This is a genomic window from Nostoc sp. CALU 546 (genome assembly GCF_048836525.1).
In genome coordinates this window covers 1-18099 of the sequence record NZ_JAWJTF010000067.1, presented here as the reverse complement: position 1 = coordinate 18099, position 18099 = coordinate 1, and the positions used below count along the sequence as shown (strand labels likewise).

At 41.5% G+C, this 18099-nt stretch carries 14 protein-coding genes; 10 read left to right on the top strand and 4 right to left on the bottom strand.

Annotated elements, in window-relative coordinates:
- Positions 1 to 70 precede the first annotated feature (70 nt).
- Entirely contained in the window at positions 71 to 1078 is a 1008-nt protein-coding gene (locus tag RRG12_RS27200; protein WP_420761309.1) for an isopenicillin N synthase family dioxygenase, read from the top strand.
- A gap of 354 nt (positions 1079 to 1432) precedes the next feature.
- On the top strand, positions 1433 to 2386 hold the full coding sequence (locus RRG12_RS27195; RefSeq protein WP_420761308.1) for an isopenicillin N synthase family dioxygenase: 954 nt from the start codon (positions 1433 to 1435) through the stop codon (positions 2384 to 2386).
- A 41-nt stretch (positions 2387 to 2427) separates the two neighbouring features.
- Here RRG12_RS27195 and RRG12_RS27190 read toward each other — a convergent pair whose 3' ends face one another.
- The gene (locus RRG12_RS27190) at positions 2428 to 3261 is read right to left on the bottom strand and encodes an aldo/keto reductase (RefSeq protein ID WP_420761307.1); all 834 of its coding nucleotides are present in this window, start codon (positions 3259 to 3261) and stop codon (positions 2428 to 2430) included.
- Positions 3262 to 3465: 204 nt separating this feature from the next.
- On the opposite strand from RRG12_RS27190, the gene RRG12_RS27185 reads away from it, so the two are divergent.
- The 3 genes from RRG12_RS27185 to RRG12_RS27175 all read left to right on the top strand — a co-directional run bounded on the left by RRG12_RS27185 (position 3466) and on the right by RRG12_RS27175 (position 8346).
- A complete protein-coding gene (locus tag RRG12_RS27185) occupies positions 3466 to 4755 on the top strand; it encodes a glycosyltransferase family 4 protein (protein WP_420761306.1) in 1290 nt (429 codons plus the stop codon).
- A gap of 123 nt (positions 4756 to 4878) precedes the next feature.
- Positions 4879 to 6270 (top strand): MFS transporter, encoded by a 1392-nt coding sequence (locus RRG12_RS27180; RefSeq protein ID WP_420761305.1) that lies wholly within the window; start codon positions 4879 to 4881, stop codon positions 6268 to 6270.
- A gap of 66 nt (positions 6271 to 6336) precedes the next feature.
- Positions 6337 to 8346 (top strand): ABC transporter ATP-binding protein/permease, encoded by a 2010-nt coding sequence (locus RRG12_RS27175; RefSeq protein WP_420761304.1) that lies wholly within the window; start codon positions 6337 to 6339, stop codon positions 8344 to 8346.
- Positions 8347 to 8400: 54 nt separating this feature from the next.
- Here the strand turns inward: RRG12_RS27175 and RRG12_RS27170 are convergent, their stop codons facing one another.
- Entirely contained in the window at positions 8401 to 9639 is a 1239-nt protein-coding gene (locus tag RRG12_RS27170; protein WP_420761303.1) for an RNA-guided endonuclease InsQ/TnpB family protein, read from the bottom strand.
- Between the two features lie 388 nt (positions 9640 to 10027).
- Positions 10028 to 10150, bottom strand: a complete 123-nt coding sequence (locus tag RRG12_RS27165) for a hypothetical protein (RefSeq protein ID WP_420761302.1) — start codon at positions 10148 to 10150, stop codon at positions 10028 to 10030.
- A 192-nt stretch (positions 10151 to 10342) separates the two neighbouring features.
- Here RRG12_RS27165 and RRG12_RS27160 point away from each other — a divergent pair, with 192 nt between their 5' ends.
- Positions 10343 to 11158 carry a DUF1838 domain-containing protein gene (locus RRG12_RS27160; protein WP_420761301.1) on the top strand — a complete coding sequence of 272 codons (816 nt, stop codon included), beginning with the start codon at positions 10343 to 10345 and terminating at the stop codon, positions 11156 to 11158.
- Between the two features lie 109 nt (positions 11159 to 11267).
- Here RRG12_RS27160 and glsA read toward each other — a convergent pair whose 3' ends face one another.
- A complete protein-coding gene (gene glsA / locus RRG12_RS27155) occupies positions 11268 to 12230 on the bottom strand; it encodes a glutaminase A (RefSeq protein WP_420761300.1) in 963 nt (320 codons plus the stop codon).
- 898 nt (positions 12231 to 13128) lie between these two features.
- Here glsA and RRG12_RS27150 point away from each other — a divergent pair.
- From RRG12_RS27150 to RRG12_RS27135, 4 genes are all read left to right on the top strand, one after another.
- Positions 13129 to 14232: a septal ring lytic transglycosylase RlpA family protein gene (locus tag RRG12_RS27150; RefSeq protein ID WP_420761299.1), complete on the top strand. Its 1104-nt coding sequence runs from the start codon at positions 13129 to 13131 to the stop codon at positions 14230 to 14232.
- A gap of 192 nt (positions 14233 to 14424) precedes the next feature.
- On the top strand, positions 14425 to 16029 hold the full coding sequence (locus tag RRG12_RS27145; protein WP_420761298.1) for a bifunctional pantoate--beta-alanine ligase/(d)CMP kinase: 1605 nt from the start codon (positions 14425 to 14427) through the stop codon (positions 16027 to 16029).
- A 501-nt stretch (positions 16030 to 16530) separates the two neighbouring features.
- Positions 16531 to 17133, top strand: coding sequence for a superoxide dismutase (locus RRG12_RS27140; protein WP_420761297.1), 603 nt, complete (start codon positions 16531 to 16533; stop codon positions 17131 to 17133).
- 521 nt (positions 17134 to 17654) lie between these two features.
- Positions 17655 to 17861, top strand: a complete 207-nt coding sequence (locus RRG12_RS27135; protein WP_069070599.1) for a hypothetical protein — start codon at positions 17655 to 17657, stop codon at positions 17859 to 17861.
- The last annotated feature ends 238 nt before the right edge of the window (positions 17862 to 18099 follow it).

Sequence of the window (18099 nt, the reverse complement as noted above, 5' to 3'; positions counted from 1 at the left end):
AATTCTATTTTTAGATAAATACTATCAATTACCAAGAAAAAATCATCAGTTTTTTAGGAATGTTTGAACTATGACCTCAATCAATGAACTAGCAAAGCAAACAACTATTGCATCACAGATACCCATTATTGACTTTCACCCTTTTATTGTGGGTGACAGCAATACCAAAGCAGCAGTTGCTAACCAAATTTCTTGTGCTATTGAAGAAATGGGCTGCTTCTATTTAAAAAATGGAGTTTCCCAAACTTTAATCGACCAAGCCTTTACCCAAGCCGAGAGATTTTTTACACTGCCATTAGCAGAAAAAGAAAAAGTAGCCTCAGCAGTAACCGGGCGTAGTCGGGGTTACATACCTTTTGAGAAAATGTTTATTGGCGATCAACCAGGACAATTACATGAGTCCTTTAGTTTTGCTAATGAATTTGACCCAAACAAATCCGGGGCTGACGATTATACAGAGTCCTTGGATGTCCCGAATCAATGGCCGCAAAATCCGCCAGAATTTCGTCAAGTTTTGCAGCAATTTTTCCAAGCTTCCCAAGAATGTGCTTTGAGTGTGTTGGAAGCATTTGCGATCGCCCTGCAACTACCAAATTCCTACTTTACCGATTTACATTCTCAGCAAAACCACGCCGGAGTTTTCAATTACTATCCCAATATCTCCCAGGCTCCCAAAATAGGACAAACTCGCTTTTTTGAACACACTGATTTAGGCAGTATCACCTTGCTATTTCAGGATCAAGGAGGAGGACTAGAAGTATACACACCTCAAGGAGAGTGGATTACTACTTCTTCTGTTACTAATACCGTTTTGGTGATGCCGGCAGATATGATGTCACGATGGACAAATGATAAGTTTTGCGCCGCACCTCATCGAGTTTCAGTACCGAATGATTTCCAAAAAGTAAAAGAAAGGTACTCATTTAGCTTTTTTGTAATTCCTAATTACGAAGTAGAAGTTACTTGCCTAGAAAGTTTCTTAAAAAACGATGAATCTCCTAAATATCCCCCAACATTTGTAGGCGATCATCTCCTAAAAAGAACCAAAGACCGAGCCACAAAATATGGACGTAGTTAAGTCTGGTAATTCATCGCATTAATGATTTTCTGAGGTTCGTAGTGAGCGATTTATCGCTGAAATCTAAGAGATTGTTTTAAAAGTCATGATTGATGTATCAAATATTTTTTTACCCCACCCTAACCCTCCCCTTAGAAAGGGGAGGGAACTAGATTTTCCGGTTTCCCCCCTTTATAAGGGGGGATTAAGGGGGGTAATAATTCGATTAAAACATTCTCTAAGGACTAAAGTCCTTACTACAAACTTAATCAATTTACTCTAAGTAAGTGGGTATTAAAAACCCAAGTATATTACGAAACGTAAATAGGCTTAAAACCCTTACTAATGACAAATGACAGCCTTACCCTTTAATTTATGAATTTCATTAAAGAACTCGAACAACAAACTGCAATTTCAACACAAATTCCCATCCTTGATTTCCATAAATTTACTGCTTCTCAAGTCTTACAGGCAATTCAAGAAGTTGGCTGCTTTTACTTAAAAAACTGTGTTCCCCAAGATGCAATTGATCAAGCCTTTACCAATGCCAATGGCTTCTTTGGGCTACCAGAATCAGAAAAAAGACAACTAGCTTGGAAGGATGGCGCGGCTCTCGGATATTTTTACACTAAGTATAATGGTGACTTTCGGGAAGCCTTCGTCTTCGGTGAAGCTGTTTTAACAGGACAGGTTGATACAGATTCTACTGTGGCGCAACAGGTTCATCAACACCTCGCAGACCATCCCGCCTTTCGTGATGCTGTGCAGCAATTATTCACAGCTTGTCATGATGCTGGTAATCGTATTCTCAAAGCGATCGCCATTGCTCTAAATTTACCAGAATCTTACTTTAGCGATCGCCATCCTCAACAAGCCGACTATGGACTGTTGCATCGCTACTATGAAGTATCCGAACCTCCCCAACCCGGAGAAGCCCGCTTCGAGGAACATACAGACTGGGGCAGTCTTTCCTTACTCTTTCAGGATGAGAATGGCGGACTAGAGGTATGCACCAATGCCGGAGAATGGATTGCTGCGCCCCCACTTCCTAACACACCGATAGTCTTTATTGCAGATGTCATGCAACGATGGACAAACGATAAACTCCCTGCTACCAAACATCGGGTACTAATGCCAGCCGATGCCCGTAGTCTTCCAGAAAGATACTCTTTAGCTTTCTTTCTCTCTCCTGGTGATGATACAGAAATTGCGTGTATTGAAAATTGCTTAGATGCTGGCAAATCTCCTAAATACACCCCAATTCTCACAAAGGAATATTACAAACAAAAAACTGAAGATTTGGCAAAAAGATTTAATGGTTCTAAATGAAAGGGAATGGGGAATGGGGAATGGGGAATGGGGAATAGGAATTACCAATTTTCAAGCAGGGCAATAGATTCAGATGGTGGGGGAAAAGCAACGTCTAAAGCACTCAATTCTTCTTTTGTTAACTGCAAATCGAGGGCAGCACGATTCTGTTCAACGTGGGTGATACTGCTGGCTTTGGGAAAGACTATCACCTCTTGATGCAACAACCAAGCGATCGCCACTTGTGCAACTGTTACGCCGCGCTGTTGGGCAATTGATTGCAATTTGGGATGTTTGAGTAGTTCACCTTGTAACAAAGGTGAATGCGCCATGATCGGGATTCCTCTTTGCCGACACCAGGATAACAACTTCCACTCACTATTACGATGCTGCAAATTGTAGGGGATTTGATTTGTCGCAATAGCTTCACCTCCGGGTAAAGCACTGGCTTCTTCCATATCCTCAACATCAAAATTGCCAACACCATAATCTCGAATTTTGCCAGATTGTTTCAGCGTCTCAAATGCTGCCAACGTTTCTGATAACGTTACAGGCCCCCGCCAATGCAGCAAATAAAGGTCGAGATAATCTGTCTGCAAGCGCCGTAAACTATTCTCACAAGCTGCGATCGCGCCTTGCCCAGTTGCATTGCGAGGCGCAACCTTACTCACAAGAAAGACTGATGAACGATAATTAGCGATCGCTTCGCCAATTAACATTTCCGCCCTACCCTCACCGTAAATTTCTGCCGTATCAATCAACGTCATCCCCAAATCAAGCCCGCGACGCAAAGCAGCAATTTCATTCTCACGCTGGGCGATCGCTTCACCCAATCCCGCAGTCCCCATTCCCAAAACTGGCATCAATCGACCGGATGGTAAACAAATAGTTTTCATTAGCAACTTCTTAACTTAAAACTTACAAACTTGCTTTACTTATCTTCAAGTATTTTTGCACAGTAAAACACAAATGTTTAACTTTTCTATTAAAAAAAATTGCTATTTTCTTTACGGCTTTTAGTGATAAAAATCTTAATTTTAAATACCAAAATCACAACTTAACTTATTTAACTTTTACCTAAAGTCAACATCTAATTAATTATGAAAATTGCCTTCTTCGATTATCCTGTCACCTTAGCAGAACCACCTAAAACTGGAGGAATTCGCTTAGTATCTTACGCGTTAGCACGACGTTTAGCTCGTGCTGGTCATGAAGTTTTATTCTATGGCTCAAAAGGTCACTATCAAGAATTAGAATATCACGAAGATGGCATTACCTATCGCCGTATTCCCGAATCATGGCTTGATAAAATATTAGAACCATTAAACTTTCTTGATATCTGGAACATATCTCATCCTCAACGACCTTTCTATGCATCTAAATTATTTTATTGTGAATTTTACCGACAAGTCGCCAAGGATATCCAAGCACAGCAATGTGATGTAATTCATATAAACATTGTTTTTCAATTTGTTCCCCTCATGCGTGCCTATAACCCCCAAGCAAAAATTGTTTTACATATACATAGTGATTTTCTCCCATTGTTCGATCCAATAATCGTAGAAAAGCACCTTAAATCAGTCGATTTAGTAATTGGATGCAGCGACTATCTAAAAAATCAGGTTCGGAAATACTTGCCTCACGTTAACAGCCAAACTTTATATAACGGTGCAGATACTCGTCACTTCGCCGTCTCTAATCATCACAATAGAGAAGCCAAAAAAAAAGATATTAAACAAATCCTTTTTGTGGGTAGAATTTCACCAGAGAAGGGTATACACGTTTTAATTGATGCCTTTAATAAAGTAGTATCTCGTTATCCCCAAGTACAGCTAAAACTTGTCGGTTCAGAAACCGCATTAGTACCGTGGTACACACTTGATAGAAAAGACCCGCAAATTCAGAATCTTCATCCTTATTACCAAGGTAGCTATCGGGAGCAATTGCAAAAACGAATTGCTTCTAACGCAGCCAGTTCAGTTTTTTTTCTGGGCAAAGTTCCCCATTTCGAGCTATTTGAGTATTATCAGCAAGCAGATATATTTATTTTTCCATCTGTTTGGAATGAGGCATTTGGGATGCCGATTATCGAAGCAATGTCAATGAGATTACCTGTTATTGCTACCCGTGGGGGTGCTTTCCCTGAACTGATAGAGGATGGGAAAACAGGGTTATTGGTCGAACGCGGGGATGTGGATGCTTTAGCCAACGCAATACTGCGGCTGCTTTTAGATGACAATCTCAGAACTGCAATGGGAGAACTTGGACAGCAACAAGCAGTTGAAAAGTTTGATTGGGATCATCAGGCGCAAAAGCTATTGCACCAATATCAAGAAATAGACCTCTTGCAAAAATCGTTGAATCACCCCTCCCCAACCCTCCCCTTGTGAAGGGGAGGGGGCAATATTTCAAGTTTCCCCCCTTTATAAGAGGGGATTAAGGGGGGTCTATTCGACTTATGCAAGAGGTCTAATGATGAAAAGTTTGAATATGCATACACTTAGGAGTTGATCGTGTTAGCAAGTATAGAAAAAACGCCACTGACTATTTTCCGTGAGATGAAACTGTTTATCATTGTTTGGGTGGGACAGCTAATTGCATCTATTGGTAGCAGCATCACCGCATTTGCTTTGGATGTTTGGGTTTACGAACATACTGGTTCTGTTACCCAATTTGCTCTTATTACCCTTTCCAATACTTTACCTCTGATCTTACTTGCACCTGTAGCTGGGTTATTAGTAGATCGGTGGGATCGTAGATGGACAATGATTCTCAGCGATTTATTTGCAACTTTAGCAACAGTAGCGATCGGTGCTTTGTTTATCATCGGTCGATTGGAAGTGTGGCATATTTACTTAGCTAATACCTTCAGTGCTATCTTCGTGGCTTTTCAGATACCCGCTTTCATCGCTTCCATCAGCCTACTAGTACCAAAACAGCACCTTGGTCGTGCTAATGGAATGTTGAGTTTCATGAACGGTACTGCACGGCTCGTAGCCCCACCTTTAGGAGGTGTCTTGTTAGGTATAATTTCTCTCCAGGGGATTATCGTGCTTCACTTAATCACCATATTTTTCGGTGTTAGTCTCCTGTTGTTGCTTCGGTTCCCTAAAGCTACTACTTCTGTTGTTGCAATCAGGGAGAGTTCTTTTCTAAAAGAAACAACTTATGGATTGACCTATTTAATGGCTCGACCAGGACTGCTAGGAGTGTTAATAATTTCAGCTTCTAGCATTTTCCTTGTAGGAGGTGTTCAAGTCATTACTATACCCTTAGTATTATCTTTCGCTCCTGTAACAGTTTTGGGGACTATTCTTTCGCTCTTTGGCGTTGCTGTTTTGGTAGGGAGTTTGCTGATTGGTATTTGGGGAGGTCTAGAGCGTAACATAAATATAATATACGGCTGTATGCTCCTTACCGGTGTGTCTCTTTTCGTTGCCGGTTTGCAACCTACTCTCGTTGTCTTCATTGTTGGCGTCTTCTTATTCTTCTTGATACGACCAATAATTGCTAGTTCAACGCAAGCTATTTTTCAGTCTAAAGTAGAACCTGATGTGCAGGGTAGAGTCTTTTCAATCAAAGGAGCGATGGAAGCCGCAGGTCTACCTCTAGGCTATATTACGATAGGGCCTTTGGCAGAAAAGGTTTTTGAACCCTTAATGGCTACTGATGGTTCCTTGGCAGGCAGTATTGGACAAATTATCGGTGTTGGTACAGGTCGTGGGATGGGACTTCTATTGATGATCGTGGGAATATTGACTATTTCAGCAACTTGTATTGCCTACTTCTTTCCCCGCTTAAGGTTTGTGGAAGATGAACTACCCGATGTTGTTGATGGAGTTGCGTTAGCTACGCCCGCCGCAGGCATCGTTGCTATGTCCCCCTCAGCTATCCCGGAGACTTAAATAAACGATCCAGAAAAAATCAAGACAGCTTTTAATAAATAATGATAATCATTGAGTAAAGAAGGTATGCAATCTAAAGTTTCTCGTGATCAACCCATAACGAATGCTCGTTTGACTTTTAATCAATTTTGGGAGAATGTCAGAGCGATCGCAGGGCCTTACTGGTATCCAACAGAGCCAGGGAGCAGAGCATTTTCAGAGGTGATTCGCACATGGTCAATGCTCGTTCTTCTGGTCTTATTAATAATCGCGCTCGTGGGTGTAACTGCCTTCAATACCTTCATTAGTAATTATTTGGTCAATGTCATCATTGAAGAGAAAGATGCTACTAAGTTTATTCAAACATTATCGATTTATGGCGTTAGCCTAATCTGCGTAACGTTCTTGGTAGGATTTTCTAAATTTCTCAGAAAAAGAATCGCTCTTGATTGGTATGAATGGCTAAATAATCGCATCTTATCAAAATATTTGAGCAATCGTGCTTATTATAGAATAAATTTTAAATCCGATCTCGATAACCCAGATCAACGCCTATCCCAAGAAATTGAACCTATTACCAGTAATGCTCTGAGTTTTTCAGCTACTTTACTAGAAAAAGTACTAGAAATGACGACCTTTATAATAATTCTTTGGTCAATTTCCCAACTTATTGCAGTTGTTCTGCTGACTTATACGATCGTAGGAAATTTGATTGCTATTTACATAACCCAAGAATTGAATAAGATTAATCAAGAGGAACTTGAACTTAAAGCTGAATATAATTATTCTCTAACTCATGTTCGTAATCACGCTGAATCGATAGCTTTTTTTCAAGGAGAAAACCAAGAATTAAATATAATTCAGCGCCGATTTAGTAATCTCCTTAAAAATGCTGAACGCAAGATTAATTGGGAGAGAGGTAAGGAAATTTTTAACAGAGGATATCAGGCTCTTATCCAAATATTTCCGTTTTTAGTACTTGGCCCATTATATATTAACGATGAAATTGATTTCGGACAAGTTGGGCAAGCTAGTATAGCTGCCGGTCTATTTGCTAATGCTATGGCAGAATTAATCAATGAATTTGGGACTTCTGGAAGATTTTCCAGTTACGCTGAACGTTTAGCCGAATTTTCAAATGCCTTAGAAGCTGTTACCAAACAACCAGAGAATGTCAGTACTATTAGAATCCTAGAAGAAAACCATCTTGCTTTTGAAAATGTCACCTTACAAACGCCCAACTATGAACAGGTGATTGTTGAAGATTTATCGTTGTCTGTTCAACCGGGAGAAGGTTTATTGATTGTCGGCCCTAGTGGTCGAGGTAAAAGTTCTCTGTTGAGAGCGATCGCAGGTTTGTGGAATGCGGGGACTGGTCGTTTGGTGCGACCTCCCCTAGAAGAAGTCTTATTCTTACCCCAACGTCCTTACATAATTTTGGGAACTTTGCGCGAACAATTGCTCTATCCTAATACCAGTCGTCAAATGACTGATGCAGAACTCAAAGAAGTTTTGCAACAGGTCAATCTACAAAACTTACTGAGTCGAGTCGATGGCTTTGATACAGAAGTTCCTTGGGAAAATATATTATCGATAGGAGAACAACAACGCTTGGCTTTTGCACGACTGTTAGTGACTCATCCTAGCTTTACTATATTAGATGAAGCAACGAGTGCTTTAGATTTGCAAAATGAGGGAAGGTTATATCAACAGTTACAAGACACGAAAACAACATTTATCAGTGTTGGGCATCGGGAAAGCTTGTTTGATTATCATCAATGGGTTTTGGAACTTGCACAAGATTCCAGTTGGCAACTTGTGACTGTGCAGGATTATAGAAATCAAAAAATAATTACCCATAACTCTACTGAAAATACTCGCATTACTATAGACAGGTTGCCTAATAATGAATCCCAAGATCAATCAGAAATATTGACTCAAAAAGCTAAAAGTGTAGGACTTTCTCATAAAGAAATGACTGAATTAACCTTCTATTCCATTAAGACGATTAGAAGTAAGGCAAGTAAAGGTGAGTCTATCACTGATAGGGACGGCTTGACCCGCCACTATGACAAAGACTTAAAGGTGTGGAAATAGGTTAGTTCCCGGTGCAAAATTGCTGAACAAATCAGATTTGACATCCTCCCCACCCTACTTCGTAGAGGGTGGGGATTCCAAAGATCGCTCTTTAGGTTTCCTCTTTCCACGAGTTGATTTGCTTGAAGGAGTTTCCTCACCCAAGTATTGATCAGTCTCTCCAGAGGCGTTAATTCCGACATGACCTGTCGTACTCAATCCATGAGCTAATATGTTCCGCGCCGCGTTCCAATCCCTATCTTGGGTATGCCCACAATGAGGACAAGAATGAGTTCTAGTACTAAGAGCCTTTTTGACAACCTCGCCACAGTTAGAGCAATTCTGCGAAGTATAGTGAGGTGGAACTGCAACAGTTACTACGCCAAACACCTTGCCAAAATACTCAACCCATTCACGAAACAGCGACCAGGAAGCATCATTAATCGATTTAGCCAAGCGGTGATTCTTGACCATATTCCGCACCATCAAATCTTCATACGCCACGAGGTCGTTAGACTTCACTACGCACCTTGCTGTCTTAACAGCAAAGTCTTTACGCTGGCGACTTACTTTGAGGTGAAGACGAGCAAGTTTATTTCTAAACTTAATTCTGTTCTGAGAACCTTTTTTAGTCTTAGACATCCGGCGTTGCAACCGCTTCAAAGACTTCTCGCTCTTGCGAAGATGTCTAGGATTAGCGACTGTATCCCCGTTACTATCGGTGTAGAAGTGGTTCAAACCAACATCAATACCAATAGTTTTACCCGTTGGCTCTCGCCTTTCTATTCGCTCTTGGTCAATGCAAAATTGGCAATAATAGCCATCTGCACGACGTACAACCCGCACTCTTTTAAAGTGTTTAAGTTGGTAGAAATGCAAGTCACGAGTTCCCCAGAGTTTGAAAGTTCCCGCTTTAAATCCATCGCTAAAAGTGATGTGTCTGCGGTCATCAGAAAGTCGCCACCCACAGGTTTTGTACTCAACAGAACCGTGGGTTTGTTCCTTCTTGAACTTTGGAAATCCCTTTTTTCCAGGTTTACCTTTTTTGCAGTTATCAAAAAACCGAGCAATCGCAGACCACGCTCTTTCAGCACTGGACTGTCTTGCCATTGAGTTCAGCTTCGATACCCAAGGAAACTCAATACTGGCTGCAAGTACAGCGCAAAATTTATTTAGGTCATAGCGTCCAATGCCCTTATTGTCCATCCAGTATCTAAGGCAACTATTACGCACAAAACGAGCAGTTCTGATTGCTTCATCAAGCGCTCGATACTGCGAGTCTTGTCCATCAAGTTTTGCCTCGAATACGAGCATTTATGTCTAACTTTGGCATATAAAAAATATATCATGATTGTTAAAAACTTAGCTACTATGCAGATTCTATTTCGCTAACGCTCAATATCAATCCGCATAGTAGCTAAGTTTTTAACCGCTTTACATCCCCCGCCTACGAGACGTTGAGGCGGGGGTCTTACAGCGATTCGATAAATGGAAAGGTAGTTTTAAATCTGAAACCCTTATCCTGCCGTCAATACGTTAAAAAACCCTTGTGGGAAACCTAGAAGGAATTTTTAGGACTGATTTTTTTGCCAAGCCGAGCGAGAAATGGGAGTTAATGGTTAAAGCATCATCATCTCATCCTCGTAAATTGGCGAAGGTATTGTTACTCATTACTTATTACTTATTACTCCTTACTCCAGAATCACCGCGCCTTTAGGTCGGTGAGGATGTCACCTTCATTCCCCCACTCCCTTAATCCGAATGGCACTAAGAAAAGATACAGCCCTTGTTCTGACTGGAACAAGCCTGGAGGCTGGGAATCCATTCTGGGAGGCTCCGCCTCCAGTAGCTTGAATTGAGGCAGAGCCTCTTTTAAATACATTCCCAGCCTCCAGGCTGGGAACGAGACGACACAAGCTTTTGGGTTTTTCTTAGTGCCATTCCCCTTAATCCTAAAGATGCAACTTGAATCCTGATAGCTTATTCTTTTGTTATCCAAATACTAAGGATGCTTTAGATGGTTGCCCAAATCCAAGAACTTGAAGCGCAGCACTGGGTTAAAACTCGTTCTTCCCTCGACCCTAGCGAATCGACTTTCCTGATTTGGAAAGGTAAAATTTATGCCTTTATCCCCGGCGAAAAAAGACAACTTCTGTTTAAGATGCAGGGATTGAGTGTTAGCCGATGTATTCCCACAGCAGAGGGTAGTTGGGATTTTACTTCTAGGGAACTAACTTACTACCTCAACCCAAAAACAGATGAGGTTTTATCCAAATGGGAGAATCCTTGGACAGGCCAGACAGTTCCGGTGATTCACGTTGCCAATAATCCAGTACAGGGAAAGTTTGAGGGAAATTTCCCTGCACAAGTAGATGGTGATAGCACAACCTTTGTTTTTGATATATTTCCCTATTACCCCAATCCCCTAGCAGACGATCGCAAATTTGCCGAATACAGCCCTAATCCAATTTATCAGGCAGCGGAATTATTTAAATTAACAGTGCCAACCGCAGATTTATTCAACCCAGCACTCTCCTCAGTTTCTCAACTCAAACTGAGTTGGGATCGGATTGGTCAATGGCTTCCCTGGATGAAAATGGGCGATCGCCCCGGTCAACTGATCTACAGTGCTGTAGGTAGCAAAGTCAATGGTTTAACAGAACTACCTCCATTGCTGCAAGACGAAATTAATAACCGTATTCCTCTATATAAACAAGCCCCAAAAGCATTGATAGATGGAGAAGATATGACTTCCTGGTTATACTTCCAAAAGCACTTTGAGGCTTACTTGGCTGGTGAAGTCTTCCCACTTCCCCAAGCAGAAGAATTGTAAACTCTTGGCGATCGCTGAATTGGGGATTGGAGACAAGCAGATAAGGCAACTAGAGAAATAACCTAATCCCCAATCCCCAATCCCCAATCCCCAATCCCCAATCCCCAATTCACTCTTCACCTGAACAATCAAATAGATGTAAACCTAACCGTTGGGAAAGTTCTTCACACACTTTTACCCCCCGGACACTGTTACCACGCACATCTAGCAACGGCGAAAAAACTCCAATGCCCATCTTATTGGGTACAACTGCCATAATCCCGCCAGTAACACCGCTTTTCGCCGGAAACCCTATTTTGTAAGCCCACTCACCTGCAAAGTTATACATCCCACAGGTATACATAACACTTAGAATATCTTTGATGTAACGCTTATCTACCGCCCGTTCTTTGGTGATGGGATTAATACCTCTGTTAGCAAGGGTGGCCGCCATCACTGCTAAGTCTTGGCAATTCACCATCACGGCACACTGCTGGAAATAAAGATCCAGCGCTTCTTCAATATTTCGGTCAATCATGCCAAAGTTAAGCATCAGATGCGCCATTGCGCGGTTCCGATGCCCTGTACTCCGTTCTGAGGTAAAAACTGAAATATCAACGAATACGTCCCGGCCAATATATCGCCGGAACATATCTAGCATTCGGTTGAGGCGTTCGGTGGGGCCGGAACCTTTAATTAAGCTCGTGGTTGCGATCGCTCCAGCATTTACCATTGGATTATAAGGTCGCTTCGATTGCTCATCCAAAATAATCGCGTTGAATGCATCCCCCGTTGGTTCTACGCCAACTCTAGTCAAAACATAATCCCGTCCATGATCTTCTAAGGCCAGTCCATAAGCAAACACCTTGGAAATTGACTGAATTGTAAAAAGTTGCTCGTAGTCCCCAACGTTGTAAACCTGACCATCTACTGTCACAATGCAAATGCTGAACGAGTCTGGGTTTGCCTTTGCCAGTTCGGGAATGTATTTCGCTACTTCACCCTCCCGCAACGACTTGTACTGGGAATGCAAATCGTTGAGAACAGCTAATAATGGCGATGGTTCTATTTCTAAATCTCCTTGATTTGTCATTAGGCTGATAGCATTTCCAAAATACTCACTATATATAGTAGGGGTGCAGCTGTACATCCCTAGAGTTACAAAGATTTTGTCAAAAACAGCTTGCTCTAAAAAATCATATTTGAGCAATTACTGAAGGCAGAAAATATAGATTGTGCTTTTTGATACACACAAAATCCTTTGTCCAAGCGATCGCGAAGTTTTCTTAACTTTTGAGTTATTAATCCTGAAAAATATTAAGTTGAGTATCCTCCTTTTTTTTATACTCAGCAATACTATACGTAGAAGTAATGTTTATTACTAAGCTAAGTCTAGTTATGGAGAACAAAAGTGATGATTAATGTAAGTAGAAAAAACTTAGAAACAAGATATTAAACTCAAACTAATTTACATAGTTATTTCAGATGTAACTCATATCACGACTTATTCATAGGTAAATCTAAATATTTGATTAAATAAGTGATTTTAAGTATTTATGCCGATGCTATTTAATTAAAGTTATATTATGTTCTTATAGAAAATCTTCACAAAAGATGTGATATAGAATACACGGAAAGTTACGAGCCTTTAGAACCGATGTGAATGGGGTATCGTTACTTTAGCGTGAAATAAACGTAAAGTTTTTTAAGAAATTTTTGACTTGCCGAAAAAAACGTTACATAGCCGAAGTCCGCATTTGAGAAAGGTTTCACCCTTAAAATTGGAATTGGAATTTGAGAAAGGGGCCGATAGTTACGCTAAAACCCTGATCCCCAAGCTAAAAGGTTCGTGTTAGTCTGTTGCAGTTAAGAATAACAAAGTGAAAACGGAACGAGTTCGAGTTTTTCAAAAGGGAAATCACTTTCATTAGTGAAAAATCCCGCAAGTTATAAAACTTTTAAGTTCTACAGTCGCTTTCAAAAACGGACGCATGAATCAAAGACATTTGTGGACTATTGTTACCCTGTTTCTGACTGTTTTGGGAATCCCATCAGTCGGTTGCACTCAAACCACCAAGGGAAATGCGCTAGCATCGCAAAAATCACCCGCCCCTGATGTGGTTAAGGTGGGAGAGTACCAATCCAGAGCAGGGAAACAAACCTTGGATGCTGTGATTACAGAAATTCATCCTCACGACATTAAAGGACGTAAGGCGGCAACCCTTTTTATCAGAAATATACCTGTTTTAACCTTTTTGAGTTCTGTATCAAATACGAATCTTGAAACGAAAAAAGTTGGTGAAATTGGAAATACTAGGGGCGTACAAGGGTACGCCCTTATTGCTAGCAATTCATCAAATGCACTGAATTCTGGCAACGTCACAGATGTGAGTAACCAGATTAGTTCCGCCGACAATGACCCGGTTCAGATAGCTGGTGTAATAGCAGCTAAGATCAACCAGTTGAATCGGGAAAATGTGGACGGGAGTAAGATTACCGTAAGCTGGAAAGCAGGGGAAAAATCTACTGGCAATCAAGCGCAAAACAAAAGCGCTCCCCTCCAGCAAAATAGCGATCGCTATGTAATTAAAATTAATGGCGAAGAATTGGTCGAAATCAATGAAGGTACGCGACTAGCAGATAGCACCAACAATCTGGCGCAAGATGCATTGCAAGCAACCAATCGTCTGCGGAGACTATTAGGTAATGCATCTCCCCTAAAAGAGATTGCGAATATGCCAGTGCGTCAACCAATATCAATGCCAAAGCAGCCTCAACAGATTGCCACCGGCTCGGTGCGAGCCACCTTGAGAGGTATAGCTTCTTTTTATGGCTATGATTTTGCTGGTAATCGCACTGCTAGCGGTCAGAGATTTAACCCTGAAGGAATGACTGCCGCTCATCGCAGCTTACCCTTTGGTACAAAAGTCCGTGTAACCAACACCCGCAATGGTCGTTCTGTAGTGCTGCGGATTAATGACCGAGGCCCATTCATTCGGGGTCGAATCATTGACGTGTCTACTGGCGCGGCTAGAGTTTTGGGAATGATGGGCAGTGGCATAGCACCAGTACAAGTTGAAGTATTGGGAAAATAATCGAGTAGGTTACAGGTTATAGGTTACAGGTTACAGGCAAAAGATTATTCCCTATCACCTGTCACCTATAACCTTTCCCCTAAACCCAATCCCAGTTCCGTATCACTTAATTCCCCTAGTTAAATCATCTCTTCCCTCGATTTCAGATATAAACTAACGGGGGAGGGATCGATAAGAACTAGGGGTATTTTTGTGCGCCTGCTGACAACAGTCGCAGCTTTACGCTGCTATTTAACTAAACGCTACTCAGAAAACAAGCTGATTGCGGTTGCTGAGGATCTGAGACTAGATGAGATGACTGGCTGGTATCGGACGGCAGTCGGTCTAGTGCCAACGATGGGGAATTTACATCAAGGTCATTTAAGCTTAATCCAACGGGCGCGGCAAGAAAATTCTACGGTGATTGTGAGTATTTTTGTCAATCCTCTGCAATTTGCTCCCAATGAGGATTTTCAACGCTACCCCCGTACTTTAGAGCAAGACCAGCAACTTTGCGAACAAGCTGGGGTAGATGCTATTTTCGCACCGACTCCGGAAGATATGGCAGTTCCCCAGAAGAGTATACAAGAATCAAAAGTTACACAAGTTATCCCCCCATCTGCTATGATAACAGGCTTGTGTGGTCGTTCTCGGCTAGGTCACTTTCAAGGTGTCGCTACGATTGTGACCAAACTTTTCAACTTGGTACAGCCTGACCGTGCCTACTTTGGTCAAAAGGATGGTCAGCAATTGGCAATTATTAAACGCTTAGTAGCTGATTTAAATTTGCCAGTAGAAATTGTTGCTTGTCCAACAGTACGGGAAGGGTCGGGTCTTGCCTTCAGTTCTCGTAATCAATATTTGACTGCAACGGCAAAAGAGGAAGCAGCGGTATTATATCGCGGCTTACGACGAGCGGAAACCGCGTTTCGGGCAGGCGATCGCGATCGCAACAAGTTGATAGCAGTGGTACAGCAAGAAGTGGCAATGGTCAGCACGGTCTCAGTGGAATATATTGAATTGGTTGAACCGACTACGTTGATGTCTTTAGAAAAAGTTGAGGAGGAAGGAATGTTGGCGATCGCAGCTCGTCTTGGGTCTACACGTTTGATTGACAATATCATATTGCGCGATCGTCAACCCATTATCGCCATTGATGGCCCAGCCGGTGCTGGAAAGTCCACGGTGGCGCGGCAAGTGGCAGCAAACCTGGGTTTAGTGTATTTAGATACAGGAGCAATGTACCGTGCTGTCACTTGGTTAGTATTGCAAAAGGGAATTGCGATTGATGATGAGTGTGCGATCGCTGAATTAACTAGCCAGTGTAAAATCGAACTTACTCCTAACCAGGATTTACAATCTTCCGTGCGGGTTTGGATTGACGGTACTGATGTTACCCAGGCAATTCGCACCATTGAAGTCACTTCTCTTGTATCTGCGATCGCGGCACAAAGCGCTGTCCGTCAAGCACTGGTTAAACAGCAGCAAAACTGGGGTAAAAGAGGTGGTTTAGTAGCTGAAGGTCGAGATATCGGTACTCACGTTTTCCCCGACGCCGAAGTGAAAATTTTCCTAACCGCTTCTGTCAGTGAACGCGCCCGTCGCCGCCAGCAAGACTTTCACAAACAAGGTCAGCCCGAAGTGAGTTTAGAGCAGTTAGAACACGACATTGCCGAACGTGACTGGAAAGATAGTACACGCAAAGTTTCTCCTTTGCAAAAAGCAGCCGATGCGATCGAAGTTGTAACCGACGGTTTGAACACCTTTGAAGTCACAGCACAAATCGTTAATTATTACCAGCAGCATTTATCTCAGTAGTAATCACCGCTATTTGCTGTTAGTTTTTTAGTTTCAAAGGGTGGTGGGTGAGTGATTATTCACTTACCATCCTCAAAACTGCATTTTAAAACAAAATCGATAATTTGATGATTTGGCTATGTTTATTGCAAATCAAGATTTGTACTACAGATTTTATATTTATTTAAATAACTAACTCATCTCGCTTGCGACTGATTTCTCACATCGCAATTAATCCTACTAAAGGTGGAAGTATGAAAGCTTGAATTGCTAAATGCTAATTTATTATTGGCTTTTTTCTATGAACATATTAGCCCTTTTTATTTATAGTCATGAATCCCTAGCGATTTGACTTATCACCGAAGTACTTTGTTTTCGTATTCACTTTGGTAGTAGAATAACGATGTTAAGTTTTATGTTCCATCATTAAAGACATAAAACCACCAAAAATAAAAGCTGTTAATTTCCCAAGCTTCTGCAATAGCTTTTAACTGGAAACCGGTAAAGAGAGGATTTGACACAATGGCATTTGTACAGCCCCCACTACCCTTCGACATTAATGCTTTAGAGCCTTATGGCATGAAAGCTGAAACTTTCGAGTATCACTATGGCAAGCATCACAAAGCTTACGTAGACAACCTCAACAAGCTCACTGAAGGTACAGAACTTGCTGATAAGTCTCTGGAAGAGGTGATCAAAACTTCCTTCCAAGACTCCTCTAAAGCGGGAATCTTCAACAATGCTGCCCAAGTTTGGAACCACACCTTCTTCTGGAATTCCTTGAAACCAAAAGGTGGTGGCGCACCTACAGGTGATCTCGCAGCCAAAATCGATAAAGATTTTGGTAGCTTTGACAAATTCAAAGAAGAATTCTCTAACGCGGCTGCAACTCAATTTGGCAGTGGATGGTCTTGGCTCATCGATGATGGTGGTACGCTGAAGGTGATCAAAACACCCAATGCAGAAAACCCTCTAGCTCATGGTAAGAAGGCACTCCTAACCTTAGATGTTTGGGAACACGCCTACTACATTGATTATAGAAATGCCCGTCCTGCGTTCATCAAAAATTTCCTAGAAAATTTGGTCAACTGGGACTTTGCTGCTGAAAACTTGGCTAAGGCTTAATTAATTGCCAGTTTTGATCTGGCTACGATGCGGCTACGTGGCTTGTGCCAGATATGTAAAGTAGAAATAATCAGTTAACACCCCTGTCAGCAGTCACGACAGTAGTCTGTCAAGTTTAAATTGATGGGTAAGCAAGTTCGTAGTAAGGACTTTAGTCCTTATTTTCTAAGCACTAAAGTGCTTACTACAAACCCTGAAAACTAGCTTGACAAAGTACTAATATCGTGGCTGTTTTTGGTTGGGCGTTGAGAGGATAGGGGAGATGGGGGAGCAGAAAATTTATCCCTTATACTCCTTTATCTTAAAAAGTAGGGATTATGAACTGTGTACATCAAAACACATGAAAATCTTTCTTACTTAATCCCCAATCCTCGTTGTGACATGAAAATAAAACAGGAGTCACTATGGATAGAGTTTTAAGGCGAGAATATTCTAATTTTTTTCGACCCGCTCGTACAGAATTCATACCTGTTTTCTGACTCCTGAGTTCTGAATTCTTCTTATATAAATATATGGATAATATGGATAGCAAAGAACTAGCGCAATACATCGAAGCAACGAATAGCATCTCTAAACCTTGGGTATTGGTACAACTGCGCCTCAAGAAATTGCAAGAGCGTCGAGCCACCCTTACAAACGATGTTTACACCAAAGAATTAGAAGATATTTACCAAGACTTGATGAATTTGGGGGAATGGTGGCGCGGTATTGAAGATGAGGTATTTTGAGGTATTTTAAAGTGAGGAGTTATGAGTTATGAGTTGTGAGTTTTCCTAACTCCTAACTCCTCACTTTTAACTCCTAATACCAATTTTGTATGAAGCTGCATAGAATTAGATCCCCCCTAGCCCCCCTTAAAAAGGGGGGAACTGGAAAAACATCTATCAAAGTCCCCCTTTTTAAGGGGGATTTAGGGGGATCGAGATATGTGCAACTTTACATTAAATTGGTATAACTTATAACTCC

Coding starts and splice junctions, on each gene's coding strand:
- RRG12_RS27175 (WP_420761304.1), top strand. CDS start 6,337: ATGCAATCTAAAGTTTCTCGTGATCAACCCATAACGAATGCTCGTTTG.
- RRG12_RS27170 (WP_420761303.1), bottom strand. CDS start 9,639: ATGCTCGTATTCGAGGCAAAACTTGATGGACAAGACTCGCAGTATCGA.
- RRG12_RS27165 (WP_420761302.1), bottom strand. CDS start 10,150: ATGGATTCCCAGCCTCCAGGCTTGTTCCAGTCAGAACAAGGGCTGTAT.
- RRG12_RS27160 (WP_420761301.1), top strand. CDS start 10,343: ATGGTTGCCCAAATCCAAGAACTTGAAGCGCAGCACTGGGTTAAAACT.
- RRG12_RS27150 (WP_420761299.1), top strand. CDS start 13,129: ATGAATCAAAGACATTTGTGGACTATTGTTACCCTGTTTCTGACTGTT.
- RRG12_RS27135 (WP_069070599.1), top strand. CDS start 17,655: ATGGATAGCAAAGAACTAGCGCAATACATCGAAGCAACGAATAGCATC.
- RRG12_RS27195 (WP_420761308.1), top strand. CDS start 1,433: ATGAATTTCATTAAAGAACTCGAACAACAAACTGCAATTTCAACACAA.
- RRG12_RS27200 (WP_420761309.1), top strand. CDS start 71: ATGACCTCAATCAATGAACTAGCAAAGCAAACAACTATTGCATCACAG.
- RRG12_RS27185 (WP_420761306.1), top strand. CDS start 3,466: ATGAAAATTGCCTTCTTCGATTATCCTGTCACCTTAGCAGAACCACCT.
- RRG12_RS27140 (WP_420761297.1), top strand. CDS start 16,531: ATGGCATTTGTACAGCCCCCACTACCCTTCGACATTAATGCTTTAGAG.
- RRG12_RS27190 (WP_420761307.1), bottom strand. CDS start 3,261: ATGAAAACTATTTGTTTACCATCCGGTCGATTGATGCCAGTTTTGGGA.
- glsA (WP_420761300.1), bottom strand. CDS start 12,230: ATGACAAATCAAGGAGATTTAGAAATAGAACCATCGCCATTATTAGCT.